Origin of the sequence: Labrys sp. WJW (genome assembly GCF_001676615.1) — a bacterium.
Lineage (GTDB): Bacteria > Pseudomonadota > Alphaproteobacteria > Rhizobiales > Labraceae > Labrys > Labrys sedimenti.
The window spans coordinates 237,464-254,917 of sequence record NZ_LYXZ01000056.1 but is presented as its reverse complement, the minus strand read 5'-3'; the positions used below and the strand labels follow the sequence as shown (position 1 = coordinate 254,917).

Below are 17,454 nucleotides of genomic sequence, written 5' to 3'. Positions count from 1 at the left end.
ATCCGTGAGTTCGTAGCTGCCCCGTGTTTAAGCCGTCGAGGCCGATCGTGGTGCGGGCGGAGGGGCTCGAACCCCCACGACTTTCATCACTGGAACCTAAATCCAGCGCGTCTACCAGTTCCGCCACGCCCGCAAATAGGGCTCCCTTTCGCAAAACTTGCATTCTGCGAAACGAGTGGCGCCATATAGCATGTCATGAAATTGATGCAGCAAAAAAATGCCATCCCCTGCATGATATTTGGAATTGGGGATTCGCAGACGGATGCCTTGCTCGACCGCAACGCCGCTCCCGGCCCACCGAGCGACCTTCCCGGCAGGCGGGAATAGCCAACACCCCAGCCCGGAAGGAGCGAGCAATGACCGTCAGCCTCGATCGGCGCCAGCTTCTGGCCGGGCTCGGCGTCACCCTGGCCAGCCTTGCTCTTGCCCGCCCCGCGCTGGCGACCACGGGACCTCTCCTGACAGCCGCCCCTGGTGAACTCGCGCTGCCAGGTGGCGCCAAGCCCACCCGCACGCAGTGCTTTAACGCCACGATCCCGGGGCCTCTCCTGCGCGCCAAGCGCAATCAGCCCGTGAAGCTGCGCTTCGCCAACCAGCTCGAAACCCCTTCGACGATCCATTGGCATGGTCTGCGGCTCGCCAACGCCATGGACGGCGTTGCTGGCCTGACGCAGCAGGCGGTGAAGCCAGGCGCGGGCTTCGACTATGCCTTCACGCCGCCGGATGCCGGCACCTTCTGGTACCACCCGCCGGCTTTCGGCCCCTTTCTGTCCCAATGCGAGGCTGGCCTCTATGGCGTCCTCGTCGTCGACGAAGACGAACCGCCACAGGTCGACCAAGACCTGATTCTCGTCATCGACGACTGGAATATCGGCCCTGACGGACAAATTCTGGCCGCCCCGACCACCGAGAGCAAGCCAACCGTTACGGTGAATTCGAAAGCGGCCGAAACGATCCGCCTCGCCCCCAACGAGCGTGTACGCCTGCGCCTCGTCAACGCCGCCGCAACGCGCATCGCCAAACTGGCCCTGGCCGGCTTTGAGGCCACCATCATCGCGATCGACGGCCATGCCGTCGATACGCCCTTCGCCCCCAATCGCGGCCGAATCGACCTGCCCCCCGGCGGCCGCGCCGATATTGTGGTCGACGGAACACTCGCAAAGGGGAGCGAGGCCGGCATCGCGCTGGACCGTGACGGTGACGTCGTCATTCTCGCTCAGCTTGTCGCGAGCGATACGGCTCCGCTTCGCTCGGCCCCCCTGCCCCCTCTGGTGCTGCCGCGCCCCGGCCTGCCCGTCGCACTTGCCTTGCAGAAGGCCAGGCGCATTGCCGTATCGCTGCCCGGCCATGAGGGGGGCGGCTCCGGGTTGCCCGGCAAGCCTCTGTTCTCGGTCAAGCGCGGCAGCCTCGTCGATCTCGGCATCGCCAACAAAACGCCCATCGATCAGGCCGTGCATGTACATGGCCACGCCATGCGCATCCTTCATCCCTTCGACGACGAGTGGCAGCCCTATTGGGTCGACACGGTCGCGATCGGTCCGGGCGAAACCGTGCATACGGTGTTCCTGGCGGATAATCCCGGCAAATGGCTCCTGCATGGCCGCGCCTGCGGCCCCTCACGGAAAGACGATCTCCTGGCCTGGTTCGAGGTGACCTGAATCAAGGCGCCGCCGGCTGTCACCGTGCCGGCGTCTTCGAGATGGCGAGCGGCTTCCGGAGGTTCAGTCGCGATTCATGTCGGCCAGCGCGTCGCGCATGGAGATGCTGGAGATGCCGAAGAAGCCGCCATAGGGAATCTTCAGGTCGGTTATCACGAACATGACGCTCGATATGCACACCACGCCGATGGCGAGCACGATCTTGCTCAACAGCCGATGCGAGATCTGAAGGCCGAAGCTGAGAAAGACGAGGGCCAGCCAGAAGCTGATGATCAGGGTGAAGGACACGCCGGACGGAGCGTGGGTATCCTCGATCACGGCCCAACGTCCCGTCAGTGCCGCCCTGTAGTCCAATTGGCAGCGCGCGACGATGTTCTTGCTGATGCCATCGGCGGGCTCGAATGAATCGATCGCCAGACCGATCCGGTTCATCATGCCGGCAAGCACCCTGTCCTCGCCCATGAGCGGCATGTCCTTGGTGTCGAGCATGGTCTTGACCTGCGGCGCCGGCTCATCGGGCCAGGTGCTGGCGATCACCGCGGCGGTGTAGCGGCGCAACAACTGCCGTGTTGGTTCCATTTGCTTGGAGAGATCGCGCAGGCATTGATCGAGGCTCGCCAGATGCGCCGCATAGGTCGAGCGATCCTTGCTGGCTGCGTCGAATTCAGCCCTGGAGGTGGAGAGTTGCAGGCTCAGGATCAGGGCCGCGAACGATACCAGCAGGCCTGTCACCAGCCGCAGCGCCTCCATGTTCTCTTTCGAGAGGTGCTCCTCATGCAGGTGCCTGCGCAGGATCACCCCGCCGACGGCGCTCAAACTGAAAAGCACCAGGAAACTCAGGCCGTAGATTTCTTCCATGACCGGGACCGCCAGGTTTTTCTTTTGTGTCGGCAGTGTCGCTCAGCAGGCGTGACTTGAAAGTCACACCAGAATTCGGTCGCGCGCACAAGACCGTCACGCTCTCTTGCCCGGACGTGTTGCGGCGCCCCTCGAGTTCAGTGGCTGAATGGAGCGCCGCCTCGATCGCGCGCCTGTCGACGCTTGTCCGATCAGGCGATCGCCCCTATACGCGATACTCAGGAGTTCGCCATGTAACGCGCATCTCGGCCCTGTCGGTTCAGGCAGGGCCTCCGTCCCACAGCCCGCATTTTCCTACGCCGCCTGCTGGCCGGGCGAATGCGAAATCGTGTGTACAAGGTGCGACCATGTCCTTCTTCAAATATCCGCGCACGCCGCATCTCGTCGGCTCGCGGCTGCAACCCGGCGACGACAGTACGGGTCAGATTCAGCTCAGCCAGCTTGACGGCGGCCGTCTCGTCTTCGAAGAGAAGCTCGACGGCGCCAATGCGGCCATAAGCTTCGACCATAGCGGCAACCTCACATTGCAATCGCGCGGCCATATCCTCGCCGGTGGCGGGCGCGAAGCCCAGTTCAACCTGTTCAAGGCCTGGGCGCAAACTCATGAACGTATATTCAGGATACTGCTGGGCCGGCGTTTCATGATGTTCGGTGAATGGTGCTTTGCCAAGCACACGGTCTTCTATGATCGGCTGCCGCACTATTTTCTCGAGTTCGATATCTATGATCGCGAACGCGCGGCCTTTCTTGCGACGCCGCGCCGGCATGCCTTGCTAGCCGGATTGCCCGTGGTTTCGGTACCGGTCGTTCATCAAGGCAACCTGCCCAGGAAGGTAGAACTACCGGCACTGGTCGGGCCGTCGCTCTATAAATCGCGGGACTGGCGGCAATCCCTGCGGCTCGCCGCAGCCGAGGCCGGCCTCGACGTCCCGACTGTCCTGGGCCAGACTGAGGACAGCGATCTCGCCGAAGGGCTCTACCTCAAGCAAGAGGATGAGGAACAAGTCATCGGCCGCTACAAATTCGTGCGTGCCGATTTTCATCAGACCATCCAGGATTCGGGTTCCCATTGGCAGGAGCGCCCAATTCTGCCCAACCGCCTGGCCGATGGCGTCGACCTGTTCGCCGAAAGCCTGGCATGAGTTGATGCGGCACGGCTCACGACAAGGCTGCGAGGGCCTTGGGCAACATCACCGGCAAGTCGTCGGCGGTGAGCCCCGGCCCGAACAGATGGGCCGCCTCGCCATGCAGCCAGACGGCCGCGCTGGCGGCTTCGAAGGCCGGCATCGATTGAGCGAGAAGCCCGCCGATCAGGCCGGAGAGCACGTCGCCGGAGCCGGCCGTCGCCAGGGTCGGCGGTGCGTTGGCGTTGATGGCGGCGCGCCCGTCCGGTGCTGCGATCACGGTATCGGCCCCCTTCAGCACGATCACAGCGCCGGTTGCCTCGGCGGCTGCACGGGCCCGCTGGAGCTTGTCAGCATGTTTTCCGGCAATGTCGTCGAAGACGCGTGCGAATTCGCCCTCATGGGGCGTGAGAACGACGGGCCCGAGCGCAGCCCGCAGCGTGGCGATGAAATGAATGCGCTCGGCGGCAAAGGCGGAGAGCGCGCCGGCGTCGATCAGCACGGCTCGCGCGGAAGAAAGAACCAGATCGACCTTGGCGCGGGTCTCCTCATCCGGCGGCAAAGCGGGCCCCACGACGAATGCATTGCGCCGGGCATCTTCCAGCATGACGGCGAGGCCTTCCGGGCCATCGCAGCGCCGCACCATGATGGCATCGAGCGAGGCAGCATGGATGCCGAGAGCGTCGGAAGGACTGGCAACCGTCACAAGCCCCGCGCCGACACGCAATCCGGCCTTGGCCGCCAACCGTGCCGCCCCCGTCCCTTCAATGCCGGCGGACAGCACCACCAGATGCCCCCGCGCATATTTATGTCCCGCCGGCCCGGGATGCGGAAAACAGGGCTGCCACAGGGAAGGCTGGTTGACGAAAGTCCGCGGCCGGATGGTTGCCAGCACATTGTCCGCAATGCCGATATCCGCAATCCGGACCGCACCGCAATTGAGCTTGCCCGGCAGCAGCAGATGTCCAGGCTTGCGCCGGAAGAAGGTCACCGTCTCGTGCGCCTTGATGGCCACGCCGCGGATCTGGCCGGTCGCCCCATCGATGCCGGAGGGCAGATCGACTGCGATGACCTGCAGGCCCGAAGCATTGATCCGTTCGACCAACGCGGCGAGCGGGCCGCCGATGTCGCGGGAAAGCCCGGCGCCGAGCAGCGCATCGATGATGATTCCTTCCTTGGGGAGCGACAGCGCCAGAGCATCCTCCACCGGCTGCCCCCATTTCTCGGCAGCATAGGCGACCTCTCCCCCCAGCGCCGAAACCGGGCCCAGCAGGCCGAGCCGGACCCGATAGCCCCTTTCGCGCAGGATACGGGCGGCAACGAAGCCATCGCCCCCATTCAGGCCGGTGCCGCACAAAACCAGGATCGGCGTGTTGAAGGGGTGTCGCGCCGCGACATCGGCCACGGCCCGCCCGGCCCTCTCGAGCAACTGGTCGGCCGTCATGGCCTCGGCAATGGCAAGACGATCCGCATCGGCCATTTCGGACGGGGTCAGTAACTCAATCAAAACGTCCTCCAAACCTTCCCTGGCATGCGCCACCTCGTCGCATTCGGTGGAAAAAATGCGTTCCTTCACGTCAAGCGCTGAAAATTACCCTCTCGGGGCGCATATTTTATTGGCAGGTCGCCGAAAAATTGTGCAGTCTTCCGGCATCGCTTGCCCATTTTTCAGCACCTAACGCCTCAACATCTTGAAGATAAAAGAAAATTTTCCTGTTGGCGGTTTGGCATGCGACCTGCTACCAGCAAGGAGGTTTCTGCGCACTATGTGCTGAAATCGAGGAGACCCCATGAAGAAAATTGAAGCCATCATCAAGCCCTTCAAGTTGGACGAGGTGAAGGAAGCGCTGCAGGAGGTCGGCCTGCAGGGCATTACGGTGACGGAAGCGAAGGGATTCGGGCGGCAGAAAGGCCACACGGAACTTTATCGCGGCGCCGAATATGTCGTCGATTTTCTTCCCAAGGTGAAGATCGAGGTTGTGGTGCCGGACGAGCGTGTCGAGCGCGCCATCGACGCCATCCGCAAGGCCGCCCAGACGGGCCGGATCGGCGATGGCAAGATCTTCGTCCTCAACATCGAGGAAGCCATCCGCATCCGCACCGGCGAGAGTGGCCTCGACGCCATCTAGAGCAAAGCGCGTTCATGGCTGAACGCCTATTTGCTCTGGCTTTGTATTTCGACGCGTCTTTGCGATTTCCGGTGATCCCGTCCAATCGCAAGACGCTCTGGCAATCAGCGGGCCTCGGTTCGCGCCTTAAAAGATAGTGCCCAAACGAACGAAAGGGTTGCACCAGATGAAGACCGCCAAGGATGTCCTGAAGGCGATCAAGGACAATGACGTCAAATATGTCGATTTTCGCTTCACTGACCCGCGCGGCAAGTGGCAGCATGTGACCTTCGACGTCTCCCTGGTGGATGAGGAGATCTTCACGGAAGGCACGATGTTCGACGGTTCCTCCATCGCTGGCTGGAAGGCGATCAACGAATCCGACATGTGCCTGATGCCGGACCCCACCACCGCCACGATGGATCCCTTCTTCTCGGCAGCGACGATGTCGATCACCTGCGACGTGGTCGAGCCCTCCACCGGCGAAGGTTACAGCCGCGACCCGCGTGGCATCGCCAAGCGCGCCGAGGCCTATCTGAAGTCGACCGGCATCGGTGACGTCGCCTATTTCGGCCCGGAAGCCGAGTTCTTCGTGTTCGATGACGTTCGCTTCAAGGCGGACCCCTACAACACCGGCTTCAAGCTCGATTCGACCGAACTGCCGACGAATTTCGACACCGAATATGAAGGTGGCAATCTCGGCCACCGCATCAACACCAAGGGCGGCTACTTCCCGGTTCCCCCGCTCGATTCGGCGCAGGACATGCGCTCGGAAATGCTGGCTGCGATGCAGCAGATGGGCGTCGTGGTCGAGAAGCATCACCACGAGGTCGCCTCCGCCCAGCACGAACTCGGCATGAAGTTCGGTACGCTGGTGACGATGGCCGACCACCTGCAGATCTACAAGTACGCCATTCACAACGTCGCCCACACCTATGGCAAGACGGCAACCTTCATGCCCAAGCCCGTCTTCGGCGACAACGGCTCGGGCATGCATGTGCACCAGTCGATCTGGAAGGACGGCAAGCCGGTGTTCGCCGGCAACAAATATGCCGACCTCTCCGAGACCTGCCTTCACTATATCGGCGGCATCATCAAGCATGCCAAGTCGCTGAACGCCTTCACCAACCCGGCGACCAACTCCTACAAGCGCCTGGTCCCCGGCTACGAAGCGCCGGTGCTGCTGGCCTATTCGGCCCGCAACCGCTCGGCTTCCTGCCGCATCCCCTACACGACCAACCCGAAGGCCAAGCGCGTCGAGGTCCGCTTCCCCGATCCGGCGGCGAACCCCTATCTCGCCTTTGCAGCCCTGTTCATGGCCGGCATGGACGGCATCCTCAACAAGATCGATCCCGGCCCGGCGATGGACAAGGATCTCTACGACCTGCCGCCCAAGGAGCTCAAGAAGATCCCGACCGTCTGCGGCTCGCTGCGCGAGGCTCTCGCTGCCCTCGACAAGGACCGCGAGTATCTCAAGAAGGGCGGCGTGTTCACCGACGACTTCATCAACAGCTTCATCGAGCTGAAGATGCAGGAAGTGATGCGCTTCGAGATGACGCCGCATCCGGTCGAATTCGAGATGTACTACTCGGTCTAACAACTCAAAAACCATCCAGAGAGAGCCGAGCGGGGGCCGGTGCAGCAATGCACCGGCCTTTCCTTTACTCTTTGGTATTGCCTACAGGGGGCTCGAGAACGCTCGCTCCTCGCCAATGTAAGGGAATTGTATCTGCCCGGGACCTTCTGCGGGCGGCCTGCGTTAGAGAGCTGCATCGAGGCCCGGATCACTGCCCGACACCGATCGGAGGACAGCATGGAGCATCCCTACACCTTCGGTATCGAGGAGGAGTATTTCGTGTTCCAGCGCCGGACCGGCGCTGTGCAGGAAACCATGTCGGCCGAGTTCTTCGACGAGGCCCGGCAAATGCTGGGCAAACACGTTACACGCGAGTTGCTGCAAGCGCAGATCGAGATTGCAACGACTCCCTGCCGCAACATGAAGGATGCGAGGCTGCAACTGGTGGGCTGCCGCCAGGCCTTGCAGGACCTCTCCTTCAAGCACGATCTCGGCATCCTGGCCGCGGGCACGCACCCTTCTGCCGAATGGTCCGAGCAGCATCCCACCCATGCCAATCGCTATGGCAAGGTCACGCGTGACCTGCAGATGCTCGCACGCCGCAAGATGATTTGCGGCATGCACGTTCATGTCGAGATTCCTCAGGAACACTCGCGAGTGGACTTGATGACCCGCATGTTGCCCTATCTGCCTTTGCTGCTGGCGCTTTCGACTTCCTCGCCGTTCTGGCAGTCGCGCCCGACCGGCCTGATGGGCTATCGCCAGAACATCTATGCGGAATTGCCCCGCTCGGGCTTGCCCGACCTCTTCCGGAGCGAGGAGGACTATCGGACCTATGTCGACACGCTGGTGAGCAACCGCATCATCGACGACACCAGTTTCCTGTGGTGGGCGATAAGACCCTCCAGCCATCTGCCCACGCTGGAGCTGCGGATCACCGATGTCTGCACGAATGTGGAGGATGCCCTTGCCATCGCCGCGCTTTATCGCAGCCTGGTGCGGCACCTCATCCGAAAGCCGGACCTCAATCGTGGCCTGACGTCGCCGGGGCGTGCGATCGTCGAGGAAAACAAATGGCGGGCGCAGCGCTACGGCATCCACGGCTCGCTCATCGACCTGCATAGCGGGCAGGCGCGAAGCGCCGCCAATATGCTGACGGAACTGCTCGATCTGGTCTGGGAAGATGCCGAGTTGCTCGGCTGCAGCGAGGAATTGGCGACGGCCCAGATGATCCTGCGCACGGGCACCAGCGCCGATGGGCAATTGACGGTTTATGAAGAGCGCATCGCCGCCGGCGCAACGACGGAAGAGGCCATCCACGCCGTGGTCTGTTGGCTGGCGGACAGGACGGCTGCGCCACTGGCCGCAGGCCTTGCTGCCAGCGGCTGAAGGCCGGTTGCGTTTCGATCCGCTTCTGCTAGAGCAAAGCGCGTTTTGACGGAAACACTTGTTTGCTCTCACTCTTTGGTTCGACGCGTCCTTGCGATTCTTGGCGTAACCTCCAAATCGCAAAACGCATAGGTCAAGGATATCGAGCGCGATGCGGGGGAGGCCATGGCTGTCACCATAGACGGGCGACGTATGACCGGTGCCAAGGTCGTCCGCGTCGCGCGCTCTGAGAAGGCAGGCCGCTTCGAGAAGGCGGGCATCGAGGCCAAGGCCCGCGCCGCGGTAGGCACGGCGCGCGATTATATCGACGCCAACTGGCTGACCGATCAGGCTCCGCTGATGTACGCCTTCAACACGGGCGTTGGCCTGTTCAAGGACGTGCGCATTCCCGTCGCCAACATGACGCATTACCAGGATCAGACCATCCGCGCCCATGCCACCGGCATCGGCGAGCCCTTCGCGCGCGAGATCGTGCGCGCGACCATGCTACTGCGCGCCAATGCCTTTGCCTCCGCCTATTCGGGCGCGACGCTGCCGCTGATGGACCGTCTCGTCGGCTTCCTCAATGCCGGCCTGCACCCCGTGATTCCTTCCAAGGGCTCGGTCGGCGCTTCCGGCGACCTCGCTCCCCTCGCCTATCTCGCCGGCGCCATCCGAGGGTTCGAGGACGTCCAGGTCGAGTATAAGGGCAAGGTCTATCCGGCGCCCGAAGCCGCGCGCCGGGCCGGCTTCGAGCCCGAATACAAGATGGGGGCCAAGGAAGCCTCGGCTATCATCAACGGTTCCACCGTATCGCTGGCCATCGCAGCCCTTGCCCAGGAGGATGCCAAGCGCATCCTCAAACATGCCGACATCGCGCTCGCTCTGACGCTGGAGGCCCTGCGCGGAGAACTGGCCGCTTTCGACCCGCGCGTGCATGCGGCGCGGCCGCATCGCGGCCAGGCGCGCACCGCCCGCAACCTGCTGCGCATCGCCGGCGATTCCAAGCGCTGCTCGGAAGGCGCTCGCGCCATCCTCTATCCCGACGAGGCGCGCGACCCGGCCAAGCCGGTGCCCCCGCGCGTGCAGGACGTCTATTCGCTGCGCTGCGCCCCGCAGGTGCACGGCCCGGTCTTCGAGGCCCTCGCCTATGCCGACGGCATACTCGGGGTGGAAATGAACTCGGCCACCGACAACCCGCTGATGTTCGCCAATGACGACGGCAGCTATGTCTCGATCTCGGGCGGCCATTTCCACGGCGCCTATGTCGCCCAGGCCATGGATCTGCTTGCCATCGCCATGACCGATCTCGGCGCCATTTCCGAACGCCGCCTCGCCCGGTTGATCGATCCGGTGATGAGCTATGGCCTGCCGCGCAACCTCCTCGCCGGCCAGCGCGGCCTCAATACCGGCTTTGCCACGGTGCAATGCTCGATGTCGGCCCTGGTCATGGAAAACCGCGGCCTCGCCACGCCCGGCTCGGTCGACTCCATTCCCGGCAAGAGCAATGCGGAGGATCATGTCTCCAACTCCACCTGGTGTGCGCGCAAGGCCCGCACCGTGGTGGAGAATGTCGAGCAGATCGTTGCCGTCGAGATGCTGATGGCGGCCCAGGCGCTTTCTCTGGTTGCCGACCGCAGCAAGGACTACCCGATCGGCAAGGGCTCGCAGGCGGCGCTCGATGCGATCCGCGCCGAAATCGCGCCGGCCCTTGACGGAGACCGCTGGTACCACCACGAAATGCAATCCATACTCGAACTTGCCCGTAGCGGCCGCATCCTGGCGGCCGTGGAAACGGCAGTCGGCGGCCTGGAGTGAGGAGACCCCATGATTCTTGTGTGCGGCGAAGCCCTGATCGACTTTTTGCCGGTCAAAAGCGCCGATGGCCGGAACGCCTATCGGCCAGCTGTCGGCGGCAGCCCGTTCAACACGGCCGTCGGCATCGGCCGGCTCGAGGGTGATGTCGGGTTCTGCGCCGCGCTGTCCACCGACTTCTTCGGCGAGGACCTTGCCGCTGCCCTGACCCGATCGAAGGTCAAGCAGCACTATGTCGCCCGCTCGAAGCACTCGTCGATGCTCGCCTTCGTTTCCGTCGGCGAAGGCGAACCCGAATATGCCTTCATCGACGAAGCCTCCTCCAATCGCCTGTTCTCGCCCGAACGCGACGTTCCGCCGGTCGGGCCGGAAGTCTCGATGATCTGGACGGGCTCGGTCGCGCTCATCAACGACCCGATCGCCTCGGCCTATGAGACGCTTTATTTCGCCAACAAGGGCAAGCGCGTGCTCGGCATGGATCCCAATGTGCGGCCGACCGTGGTGGGCGATGCCGTCGAATATCGCGCCCGCATGAAGCGCATGACGGAAGCCGCCGAGATCATCAAGATCTCCAAGGCCGATCTCAACTGGCTCTATCCGGGTATCGATCCCGCCGCCTGGGCCCAGGATCTGGTGGCCAAGGGCGCCCATTTCGTGGTGCTGACGGATGGCGGCAATGGTGCGGAAGGCTATGGCAAGGGCTTCGCCGTGCGCAGTCCCGTCGTCAGGGTCGAGAAGGTCGCCGATACGGTCGGCGCCGGCGACAGCTATTCCTCCGGCCTGCTCACCATCCTGCAGCGCCGCAACGTGGTTTCCATCGATACCGTGAAGAATCTCGACGAGGCCATTGCCCAGGAGGCCATGGACTATGCCGCACGGACGGCGGCAATCACGGTTTCACGCGAAGGCGCCGATCCGCCCTGGAACCACGAAATGGCCTGATTGCCATCCCGACCGGCATCTCATCCCAGAAGAGCGGCATCGTCACCGATGCCGCTACTTCTCCAGCTCAGCCAATTTCCTGTCGAAGCGCCCGCTCTGCAGGCTGATCAGCGCGAGCAACGGCAGGGCGAACAGTGCCAGATGCACATAGCCGCTGCGGATCAATAGAAACTGCACAATCAGCGTGCCGGCGTCGATCAAGAGCAGAAGCACGGCGGCCGCCAGGCTTGCCACGGGCACGAGCACGAGCAAGGCGGCGAGTACCTGCGTCGACGACAAGGCAACGCGCATCCAGGGCGCAAAGCCAAGCGCATCGAACTGGCGGACCATGATCCGATGCCCCCACAGGGTGAGCAATGCGGGCGTGAGGAAGATCAATGCCACAAGGATACGCAAACCCCAGGTAACCAGAATCTTGGTGCGGGACTGGGGAGAAGACTCGGACTCCATTCGTGTACTCGCCAACAACGCCTTTGACGCAGCTAAAGCACGATGAAAGCGCTTGCAGACGTCCACGAGGCCAACATTGAATAATCCGCCCGCTTCACCGTATTGGCAACTGTTAAAATGGCACGAGGGCGTGATCTGTAACCTGCGAAACGCCTCGCCCCTCTTGCCGCCTGCGGTGGGCTTCACTTGCCGCAATGGTGGAACACTTTCCGTCGACGCTCCGGAGGCCCGCTTCATTCTGGAGCGGCACAGTCGCAGGTGCGCCGTTACCATCACGATGCGCGACATGGACACACTCCTGATGCCTGACGCCGGTAAAATCGAAACAGGCCCAAATCCGACTCTGGATCGCCGCGATAGTCCCATATGGCGAGTGGCAACCGAGTTCGAGCGCATGCTGGTCGAGCCCGTGCACAACAGCCAGCCCGGCCCTGCATCTTCAGCGATTTCTGGGAAGGAATGGCTCGGGGACCTGGATTCGAACCAAGATTAACGGAGTCAGAGTCCGCTGTTCTACCGTTGAACTATCCCCGAACAAAGAGCCTTTGTGATCAAACACTTAGCAGAAATTTTTTGCAATTCCGCCGAATGTTTTACAGTGGGTGGCCCCGTTCCGTTTGGGCTTCATATTGAAGTCGCTGCCGCATTGCAAGGGGGCTTGTCGTTTTTCTGTGGCCAGAGCTACTGTTTGCAACATGAAGAGGCAACAGCACCGCTAATCTTGGGGCGGGTCCGATAAAAGGGCGCCGCAAGGGCGCCCGTGCCGACGGAAAACGGCTCAATAGCCGTCATCGTAGTAGCGACGGTGGTGATAGCTGCGATAGCCAAGACCGAATCCGAAGCTGGGTCGCTCTTCGTAATAGTAGTTGTCCGGGTTCTGGCCAGGATGGCGACGCAGATAGTGGCTGAGCTTGCAGCCGCCATGGCTGGTGACCTTGTAGCCGGGCGGACATCCACCGTGATACCGGACCTGGGCGACGCCGGAACCATTGTCGGCCAGACGTGGCACGAGCGGGAGCGCCACCGACGAGCCCGTAATGCTCGCTGCCGCCACAAGACCTATCAGTATCGAGCGGGTCATCGAGCCCTCCTTTCTGAATCGATCTCGAATAGACTCAATGAGTCAAAACCTATTTTTAGCGCAAACGTTCCCTCTTCTGGATTTTGACGAAGCAAGATTCTTGGTGAACAACCGGAAAATCCCAGTGAGCGCCCGCCTGATGCGATCGAAAAAGCACAATCGAAACTGCTCGTCGCGACGCTGACCGAGCTGAGACCGGGCAGAACGCCAGCCCCTTCTCCTGGATCGGTTCCTGCCCGCCCATGTCCCCACAAGGCACGCCCCGTCTTTCGGGGACTAAAGCGCGTCCCGGGCGTTAAGGCTCTGCCACGCAAGCCCTTCCTCTTGCCGCCCACACACGTCATAACAGAGTGATCGGCGTGGCCAGTCTCGATCGAGGTGCCCATGAGCAGACCTGCCTCCTCACGACCGCCCCTGCGCCTGTTCCTTCTTCTTGCGAATGCAGCGACAGGTTTGTGGCGGGGCCTCTTCCCGATCGTCCTGCTCAACACCCTGCCGAGCCTGCCGACCCTGCTCGCCTTGCTGGTGAACGGCGGGGTCTCGCAAACGCCGACGCTCGCCGACCTGGTAGCCTTGCCTATTGCCGTGATTCTGCTGGTCTTCGCCCAGGGCGCCACCGTCACCGGCACGCACCGCCTGCTGCAAGGCTCGAACTTCGGTCTGCTTGTGTCGATGCGGCAAACCTGGCAGAGGCTCCCCACCCTGTTGGGCACGGCCTTTCTCAGCGGCATTCTCGTCCTGCTCGGACTCGCCGCGCTGGTGGTGCCGGGCCTGATGGCGATCGCGCTGCTCTATCTCGCGCTGCCGGCCTGCATGATCGAACGCACGGATATGGTCGAGAGCCTGGAGCGCAGCGGGCAACTCACCCAGGGCTATCGCTGGTCCATCCTCGGTCTTTTCATCCTGACGCTGCTGCCGACCATCGGGCTTGGCGCCGTCACCGGCGATTTCGCCTATGCGCCCGTAACCGTGATGCAGACGCTCGGCCAAGAGGCGGGCATGATGCTCTTCAGCACACTCTCGGCCGTAGTGGCGACCGCGGCTTTCGAACGATTGCGCGAGATCCGCAGCGTGCCGGAGGTTGCGCGACACCTGCCGGAATGGGCCAGCGGCAAGACCTGAAAGCTGTCCGCTGCCATCCTGCTAAAGCGTTTTGCTCTATGGCGGCTCCTCCCAGAGGAAGGGATGATCCGGTGGCAGTTTCGCATTGCTGATCCTGTCCCACCAGTTCGTAGGCTTGCGGCCATTGCACCAATAGGAATCATAGATGGTGTCCACCTGCCAGCCCCACAGCTGGGTCAGTCCCTTGAAATCCAGAGGATACATGATGTTCTTGGCCGTCGCCGAACCGGCATCGGATTGCTGATGATTGAGGCGGCAGGCATGTCCCATTTCATGGATCAGCAAGGTCTTGGGATTGTCCTGGGTTGGTGTGGGATCAGCGATGACCCAGGGCAGCCACTCCTGGCGCAGGACCGTGTAGCCGTTCGGCCCGCCATCAATATGGGCGAACACCACGACCATCCGCGTTTCATCCGGGACCGTGCCAAGGCTTTTCCTGAGGGCGGTGAGGCCGTCGATGGGAGCCTCGCCCTCCATGGGCACATGGACCGAGCCGCTGAAATCCAGGAGACCCCGTGCCGCGTGGCCCTGCTCCTCGATCGCCTTGGCGGCAGCTTCGGTCTGCTTCTTGGCGACCTCGCCCTTCGCCTTCTTTTGCCGCGCAACCTGCTTGTCTACGGTCTTGTCGAATTTGCGGGTGGCCTTTTCCTTCGTCGAGGCCAGCGCTGCCGGCTCGGTTTGCAGCGGCAGCATGTCGAGCGCCAGCGTATATTTGCGAAGGATCTCGTCAGCCCCCTTGAGCAACGCCCAGCTGTTGTTCCACAGCGACACGTCGCGCCAGATATCGGCGGCCCAATAGACCTGCACCCGCACGCCCTTGCCGCCAAAATTATGATATTGCTGGGGTTTGTTGTCGATGTCGTTGGCGGGATCTTTGTTGAAGTCGAGAAAACTCGTCATTTGAAGGACTCTCGCGCCATCGTCGCCATGGGCTGAGGAAGGCGGCGTTGACAAGATGGCACGGCGTCGATGGGAGCGCCCGCTCTGGCTCTCCACAGGCTCGATTGGAGCACAGAAAAGGCAGGGCCACCTCCTCCGAACGCAGGATGACCTCTGCCCGCAGACTGCTCATACTGGCTCGCCAGGCAGGCATTGCCGGCGTGCTGGAGCCGCGCACGATGAACCGCGATCGCTCCGCAACGCAGGCATGCCGCCTTCACGGAGAAGACCATGGCTACACCGCTTGAAACAAAGCCCGCCAAGCTGGCTGCCATTCCACGCGGCCGTCCCTACCGGGTGAAGGATGGCGACGACTGGCTTTCCGTTGCCAGGGCGCATGGCATCAACGTGCAATATCTGATCAGCTACAATTTCGACACGCTCAACACCCGCGAGGTGAACTGGTATCTGCGCCACCGCGTCGGCTGCGTCGTGCCGAGCCCGAAGGGCTGGAACTGGCGGTTCAGCAGCAGCGCCAATCCCGGCATCATCATGATTCCCCCCGATGACGGCCAGCTCGTCCTCAAGATAAACAGCTTCACCTATTCGATCGCCACCATGAGCTGGATCGACCCCCGCTCCGGCCTGCCGGAGCACGATGCCGGCAGCCCGGGCGAGCTCGTCGATCGCCAGCGCATCCTCGGCAGCAGCGGCTATCGCTTCGCCAATTTTCTCGAAGCCACCATCGAGAGCACCGACACCTCCTCAAAGGCGATCCGGCTGCTCCACCGCGTCGCTTACGAGAAGGACACGGGCCTCTACCGCTCGCCATCCTTCCTCGGCTTTCCCTCCTATCCCTATCCGATCAAGCTGGAGGAACCGCAATATATCGACGAGGGCGTGGTGTTCCGCCAGACCGTCGGCGCCCGCACCCAGAGCGCCGAACTCGCCGCAGGCGTAGCGCCTCCCCCCGTCGGCTTCGTCGCCGGCAAGATCCTGCAGAAGGTCATGAATTTCCCGCCGATCTGGACGGAACTGAAGCTGACGCTGCGCTATGACGGGACCTATGAGGGCGAACTCGTCGCCCACAGCCTCTATCCGAGCTGCTCCTATTATGAGCGCTCGCCGCTCATCTGCCTCAATCTCGGCCCCAAGCCCGAAGCCTGCGAGGCCTATGAACGCAAATATGAGTATGACGGCCTGCCGAATTTCGACCGCTGGTTCGAGCAGAACAAGGGCTGGGGCGCCAAGAGCGGCTATATGCCGGCGGATGGCAACCCCTGGGGCGCCACGGCGCCCGATCCGGACGTGCTCTTCGGCCAGCAGCCTCCGGACCCGAACGAGGAGGCTCGGCGCCCGCGTCAGTACCCGCCCGAGACCTGGCGCCCGCCGAGCCGCTGAGGCGGCTTTCCTTGGATTGTTCCATGGCTTCGGCGGCCAGCCCTGCGGCGTTGTCCGGACCTCGCGCTCACTCTCTTCCCACAGCTGATGTGGCTCTCACACCCATGGGAGTTGCAGCGGCAATTGCACTCCTTCTTCGCGTGAAATAAGTTTCCATACGCGCCCCTCGAGGAACTTTCCTGTCGTGTACTTGGCGGCTCGCAAAGAAACTGGCGGTTCGCAAAGGAAATCGTCATCGATGGACACTATCGTAAATATTGATCTCCTACTGCCGCCCTTGATTAATAGGATGCGCTCTCATGACCAACTACAGCCAAGGCACCGGTTCCGGTGAGTTCAACATCGGTGCCTTGATCAGCGAAAGCTTTGCCGTTCTTCACCGCGCCCTGCCGCGATTTCTGGCGCTGGGCCTGATTCCCATCGTCCCCCTGATCATCTCGACCCTGGTCATCGGAGTTCCGACGCCGGAGAACCCATTCCCGAACGTCAGTGCCATCGTGGTGCTGATGCTGATCTACATCGCGCTGCTCTTTATCATTCAGGGCGGCATGATCTACGGCGCCTTCAACGAATTGCGCGGGCAAAACTTTTCGGTTGGCGATGCCCTTTCCAAGGGATTGTCCCGCTTCCTGCCACTGCTGGGCCTCTCGATTCTCGTCGGCCTTGGAATTGCCGTCGGCCTGATGCTGCTGATCGTGCCTGGCCTGTGGCTGATCTGCATGCTTTACGCTGCCGTCGCGGTCTGCGTCGTCGAACAGCGCGGCGTCACGGACAGTATGTCCCGCAGCGGCGAACTCACCTCAGGCTTTCGCTGGCAGATTCTCGGCCTCGTACTGATCGTCGGCATCGCCGGCTGGATCGTCGCCATTATCATCGAATATATTGGCGGCGGCCTCGGGGGGCCGATATTCGGTGCTTTGCTGGGCAATCTGTTCCAGGTTTACCTGACAGCACTTGGCAGCGTACTCACCGCCTTGGTCTATTACCGCCTGCGCTCGATCAAGGAAGGCATCGACATCGACAGGCTCGCTGACGTCTTCGATTGAGAGCTTCGCTCGCCGAGGGAGCCGGC

15 protein-coding genes and 2 tRNA genes are annotated in these 17,454 nt (G+C 62.4%); 10 read left to right on the top strand and 7 right to left on the bottom strand.

Annotated elements, in window-relative coordinates; all coding sequences use genetic code 11:
- Positions 1 to 48: 48 nt before the first annotated feature.
- Positions 49 to 133: transfer RNA gene (locus BA190_RS29180), tRNA-Leu, on the bottom strand.
- Positions 134 to 356: 223 nt separating this feature from the next.
- Here BA190_RS29180 and BA190_RS29175 point away from each other — a divergent pair.
- Entirely contained in the window at positions 357 to 1,658 is a 1,302-nt protein-coding gene (locus BA190_RS29175) for a multicopper oxidase family protein (protein WP_068296285.1), read from the top strand.
- Between the two features lie 63 nt (positions 1,659 to 1,721).
- On the opposite strand, the gene BA190_RS29170 is transcribed toward BA190_RS29175, so the two are convergent.
- A complete protein-coding gene (locus BA190_RS29170) occupies positions 1,722 to 2,516 on the bottom strand; it encodes a DUF4239 domain-containing protein (RefSeq protein ID WP_082980106.1) in 795 nt (264 codons plus the stop codon).
- Between the two features lie 26 nt (positions 2,517 to 2,542).
- Here BA190_RS29170 and BA190_RS29165 point away from each other — a divergent pair, with 26 nt between their 5' ends.
- A complete protein-coding gene (locus tag BA190_RS29165; protein WP_202908539.1) occupies positions 2,543 to 3,658 on the top strand; it encodes an RNA ligase family protein in 1,116 nt (371 codons plus the stop codon).
- Between the two features lie 16 nt (positions 3,659 to 3,674).
- Here the strand turns inward: BA190_RS29165 and BA190_RS29160 are convergent, their stop codons facing one another.
- Positions 3,675 to 5,144: a bifunctional ADP-dependent NAD(P)H-hydrate dehydratase/NAD(P)H-hydrate epimerase gene (locus tag BA190_RS29160; protein ID WP_068296375.1), complete on the bottom strand. Its 1,470-nt coding sequence runs from the start codon at positions 5,142 to 5,144 to the stop codon at positions 3,675 to 3,677.
- Positions 5,145 to 5,430: 286 nt separating this feature from the next.
- Between BA190_RS29160 and BA190_RS29155 the strand changes: the two genes are divergently transcribed.
- From BA190_RS29155 to BA190_RS29135, 5 genes are all read left to right on the top strand, one after another.
- Complete coding sequence (locus tag BA190_RS29155; protein ID WP_068296275.1) at positions 5,431 to 5,769, top strand: P-II family nitrogen regulator; 339 nt, start codon at positions 5,431 to 5,433, stop codon at positions 5,767 to 5,769.
- Between the two features lie 166 nt (positions 5,770 to 5,935).
- A complete protein-coding gene (gene glnA / locus BA190_RS29150) occupies positions 5,936 to 7,345 on the top strand; it encodes a type I glutamate--ammonia ligase (protein WP_068296272.1) in 1,410 nt (469 codons plus the stop codon).
- Between the two features lie 216 nt (positions 7,346 to 7,561).
- Positions 7,562 to 8,713, top strand: a complete 1,152-nt coding sequence (locus BA190_RS29145; RefSeq protein ID WP_068296269.1) for a carboxylate-amine ligase — start codon at positions 7,562 to 7,564, stop codon at positions 8,711 to 8,713.
- Positions 8,714 to 8,878: 165 nt separating this feature from the next.
- On the top strand, positions 8,879 to 10,510 hold the full coding sequence (gene hutH / locus BA190_RS29140; protein WP_068296266.1) for a histidine ammonia-lyase: 1,632 nt from the start codon (positions 8,879 to 8,881) through the stop codon (positions 10,508 to 10,510).
- Positions 10,511 to 10,519: 9 nt separating this feature from the next.
- Positions 10,520 to 11,449, top strand: coding sequence for a carbohydrate kinase (locus BA190_RS29135; protein WP_068296262.1), 930 nt, complete (start codon positions 10,520 to 10,522; stop codon positions 11,447 to 11,449).
- Positions 11,450 to 11,503: 54 nt separating this feature from the next.
- On the opposite strand, the gene BA190_RS36220 is transcribed toward BA190_RS29135, so the two are convergent.
- The 3 genes from BA190_RS36220 to BA190_RS29120 all read right to left on the bottom strand — a co-directional run bounded on the left by BA190_RS36220 (position 11,504) and on the right by BA190_RS29120 (position 12,980).
- On the bottom strand, positions 11,504 to 12,187 hold the full coding sequence (locus BA190_RS36220) for a hypothetical protein (RefSeq protein ID WP_156771749.1): 684 nt from the start codon (positions 12,185 to 12,187) through the stop codon (positions 11,504 to 11,506).
- 172 nt (positions 12,188 to 12,359) lie between these two features.
- Positions 12,360 to 12,433: transfer RNA gene (locus BA190_RS29125), tRNA-Gln, on the bottom strand.
- 244 nt (positions 12,434 to 12,677) lie between these two features.
- A complete protein-coding gene (locus tag BA190_RS29120; RefSeq protein WP_068296256.1) occupies positions 12,678 to 12,980 on the bottom strand; it encodes a hypothetical protein in 303 nt (100 codons plus the stop codon).
- Positions 12,981 to 13,364: 384 nt separating this feature from the next.
- Between BA190_RS29120 and BA190_RS29115 the strand changes: the two genes are divergently transcribed.
- Positions 13,365 to 14,102 carry a hypothetical protein gene (locus BA190_RS29115; protein WP_156771748.1) on the top strand — a complete coding sequence of 246 codons (738 nt, stop codon included), beginning with the start codon at positions 13,365 to 13,367 and terminating at the stop codon, positions 14,100 to 14,102.
- A gap of 36 nt (positions 14,103 to 14,138) precedes the next feature.
- On the opposite strand, the gene BA190_RS29110 is transcribed toward BA190_RS29115, so the two are convergent.
- Positions 14,139 to 15,002, bottom strand: coding sequence for a cell envelope integrity protein TolA (locus tag BA190_RS29110; RefSeq protein WP_068296252.1), 864 nt, complete (start codon positions 15,000 to 15,002; stop codon positions 14,139 to 14,141).
- A gap of 270 nt (positions 15,003 to 15,272) precedes the next feature.
- Here BA190_RS29110 and BA190_RS29105 point away from each other — a divergent pair, with 270 nt between their 5' ends.
- Entirely contained in the window at positions 15,273 to 16,382 is a 1,110-nt protein-coding gene (locus BA190_RS29105) for a hypothetical protein (RefSeq protein WP_068296250.1), read from the top strand.
- A gap of 299 nt (positions 16,383 to 16,681) precedes the next feature.
- Positions 16,682 to 17,428, top strand: a complete 747-nt coding sequence (locus tag BA190_RS29100) for a hypothetical protein (protein ID WP_068296247.1) — start codon at positions 16,682 to 16,684, stop codon at positions 17,426 to 17,428.
- Positions 17,429 to 17,454 lie beyond the last annotated feature (26 nt).

Excerpts from the sequence above, each read along its gene's own strand:
- BA190_RS29135 (WP_068296262.1), top strand. The coding sequence starts at position 10,520 with ATGATTCTTGTGTGCGGCGAAGCCCTGATCGACTTTTTGCCGGTCAAA.
- BA190_RS29110 (WP_068296252.1), bottom strand. The coding sequence starts at position 15,002 with ATGACGAGTTTTCTCGACTTCAACAAAGATCCCGCCAACGACATCGAC.
- BA190_RS29170 (WP_082980106.1), bottom strand. The coding sequence starts at position 2,516 with ATGGAAGAAATCTACGGCCTGAGTTTCCTGGTGCTTTTCAGTTTGAGC.
- BA190_RS29145 (WP_068296269.1), top strand. The coding sequence starts at position 7,562 with ATGGAGCATCCCTACACCTTCGGTATCGAGGAGGAGTATTTCGTGTTC.
- BA190_RS29155 (WP_068296275.1), top strand. The coding sequence starts at position 5,431 with ATGAAGAAAATTGAAGCCATCATCAAGCCCTTCAAGTTGGACGAGGTG.
- BA190_RS29100 (WP_068296247.1), top strand. The coding sequence starts at position 16,682 with ATGACCAACTACAGCCAAGGCACCGGTTCCGGTGAGTTCAACATCGGT.
- BA190_RS29120 (WP_068296256.1), bottom strand. The coding sequence starts at position 12,980 with ATGACCCGCTCGATACTGATAGGTCTTGTGGCGGCAGCGAGCATTACG.
- hutH (WP_068296266.1), top strand. The coding sequence starts at position 8,879 with ATGGCTGTCACCATAGACGGGCGACGTATGACCGGTGCCAAGGTCGTC.
- BA190_RS29175 (WP_068296285.1), top strand. The coding sequence starts at position 357 with ATGACCGTCAGCCTCGATCGGCGCCAGCTTCTGGCCGGGCTCGGCGTC.
- BA190_RS29115 (WP_156771748.1), top strand. The coding sequence starts at position 13,365 with ATGAGCAGACCTGCCTCCTCACGACCGCCCCTGCGCCTGTTCCTTCTT.
- BA190_RS29105 (WP_068296250.1), top strand. The coding sequence starts at position 15,273 with ATGGCTACACCGCTTGAAACAAAGCCCGCCAAGCTGGCTGCCATTCCA.
- glnA (WP_068296272.1), top strand. The coding sequence starts at position 5,936 with ATGAAGACCGCCAAGGATGTCCTGAAGGCGATCAAGGACAATGACGTC.
- BA190_RS36220 (WP_156771749.1), bottom strand. The coding sequence starts at position 12,187 with ATGTCGCGCATCGTGATGGTAACGGCGCACCTGCGACTGTGCCGCTCC.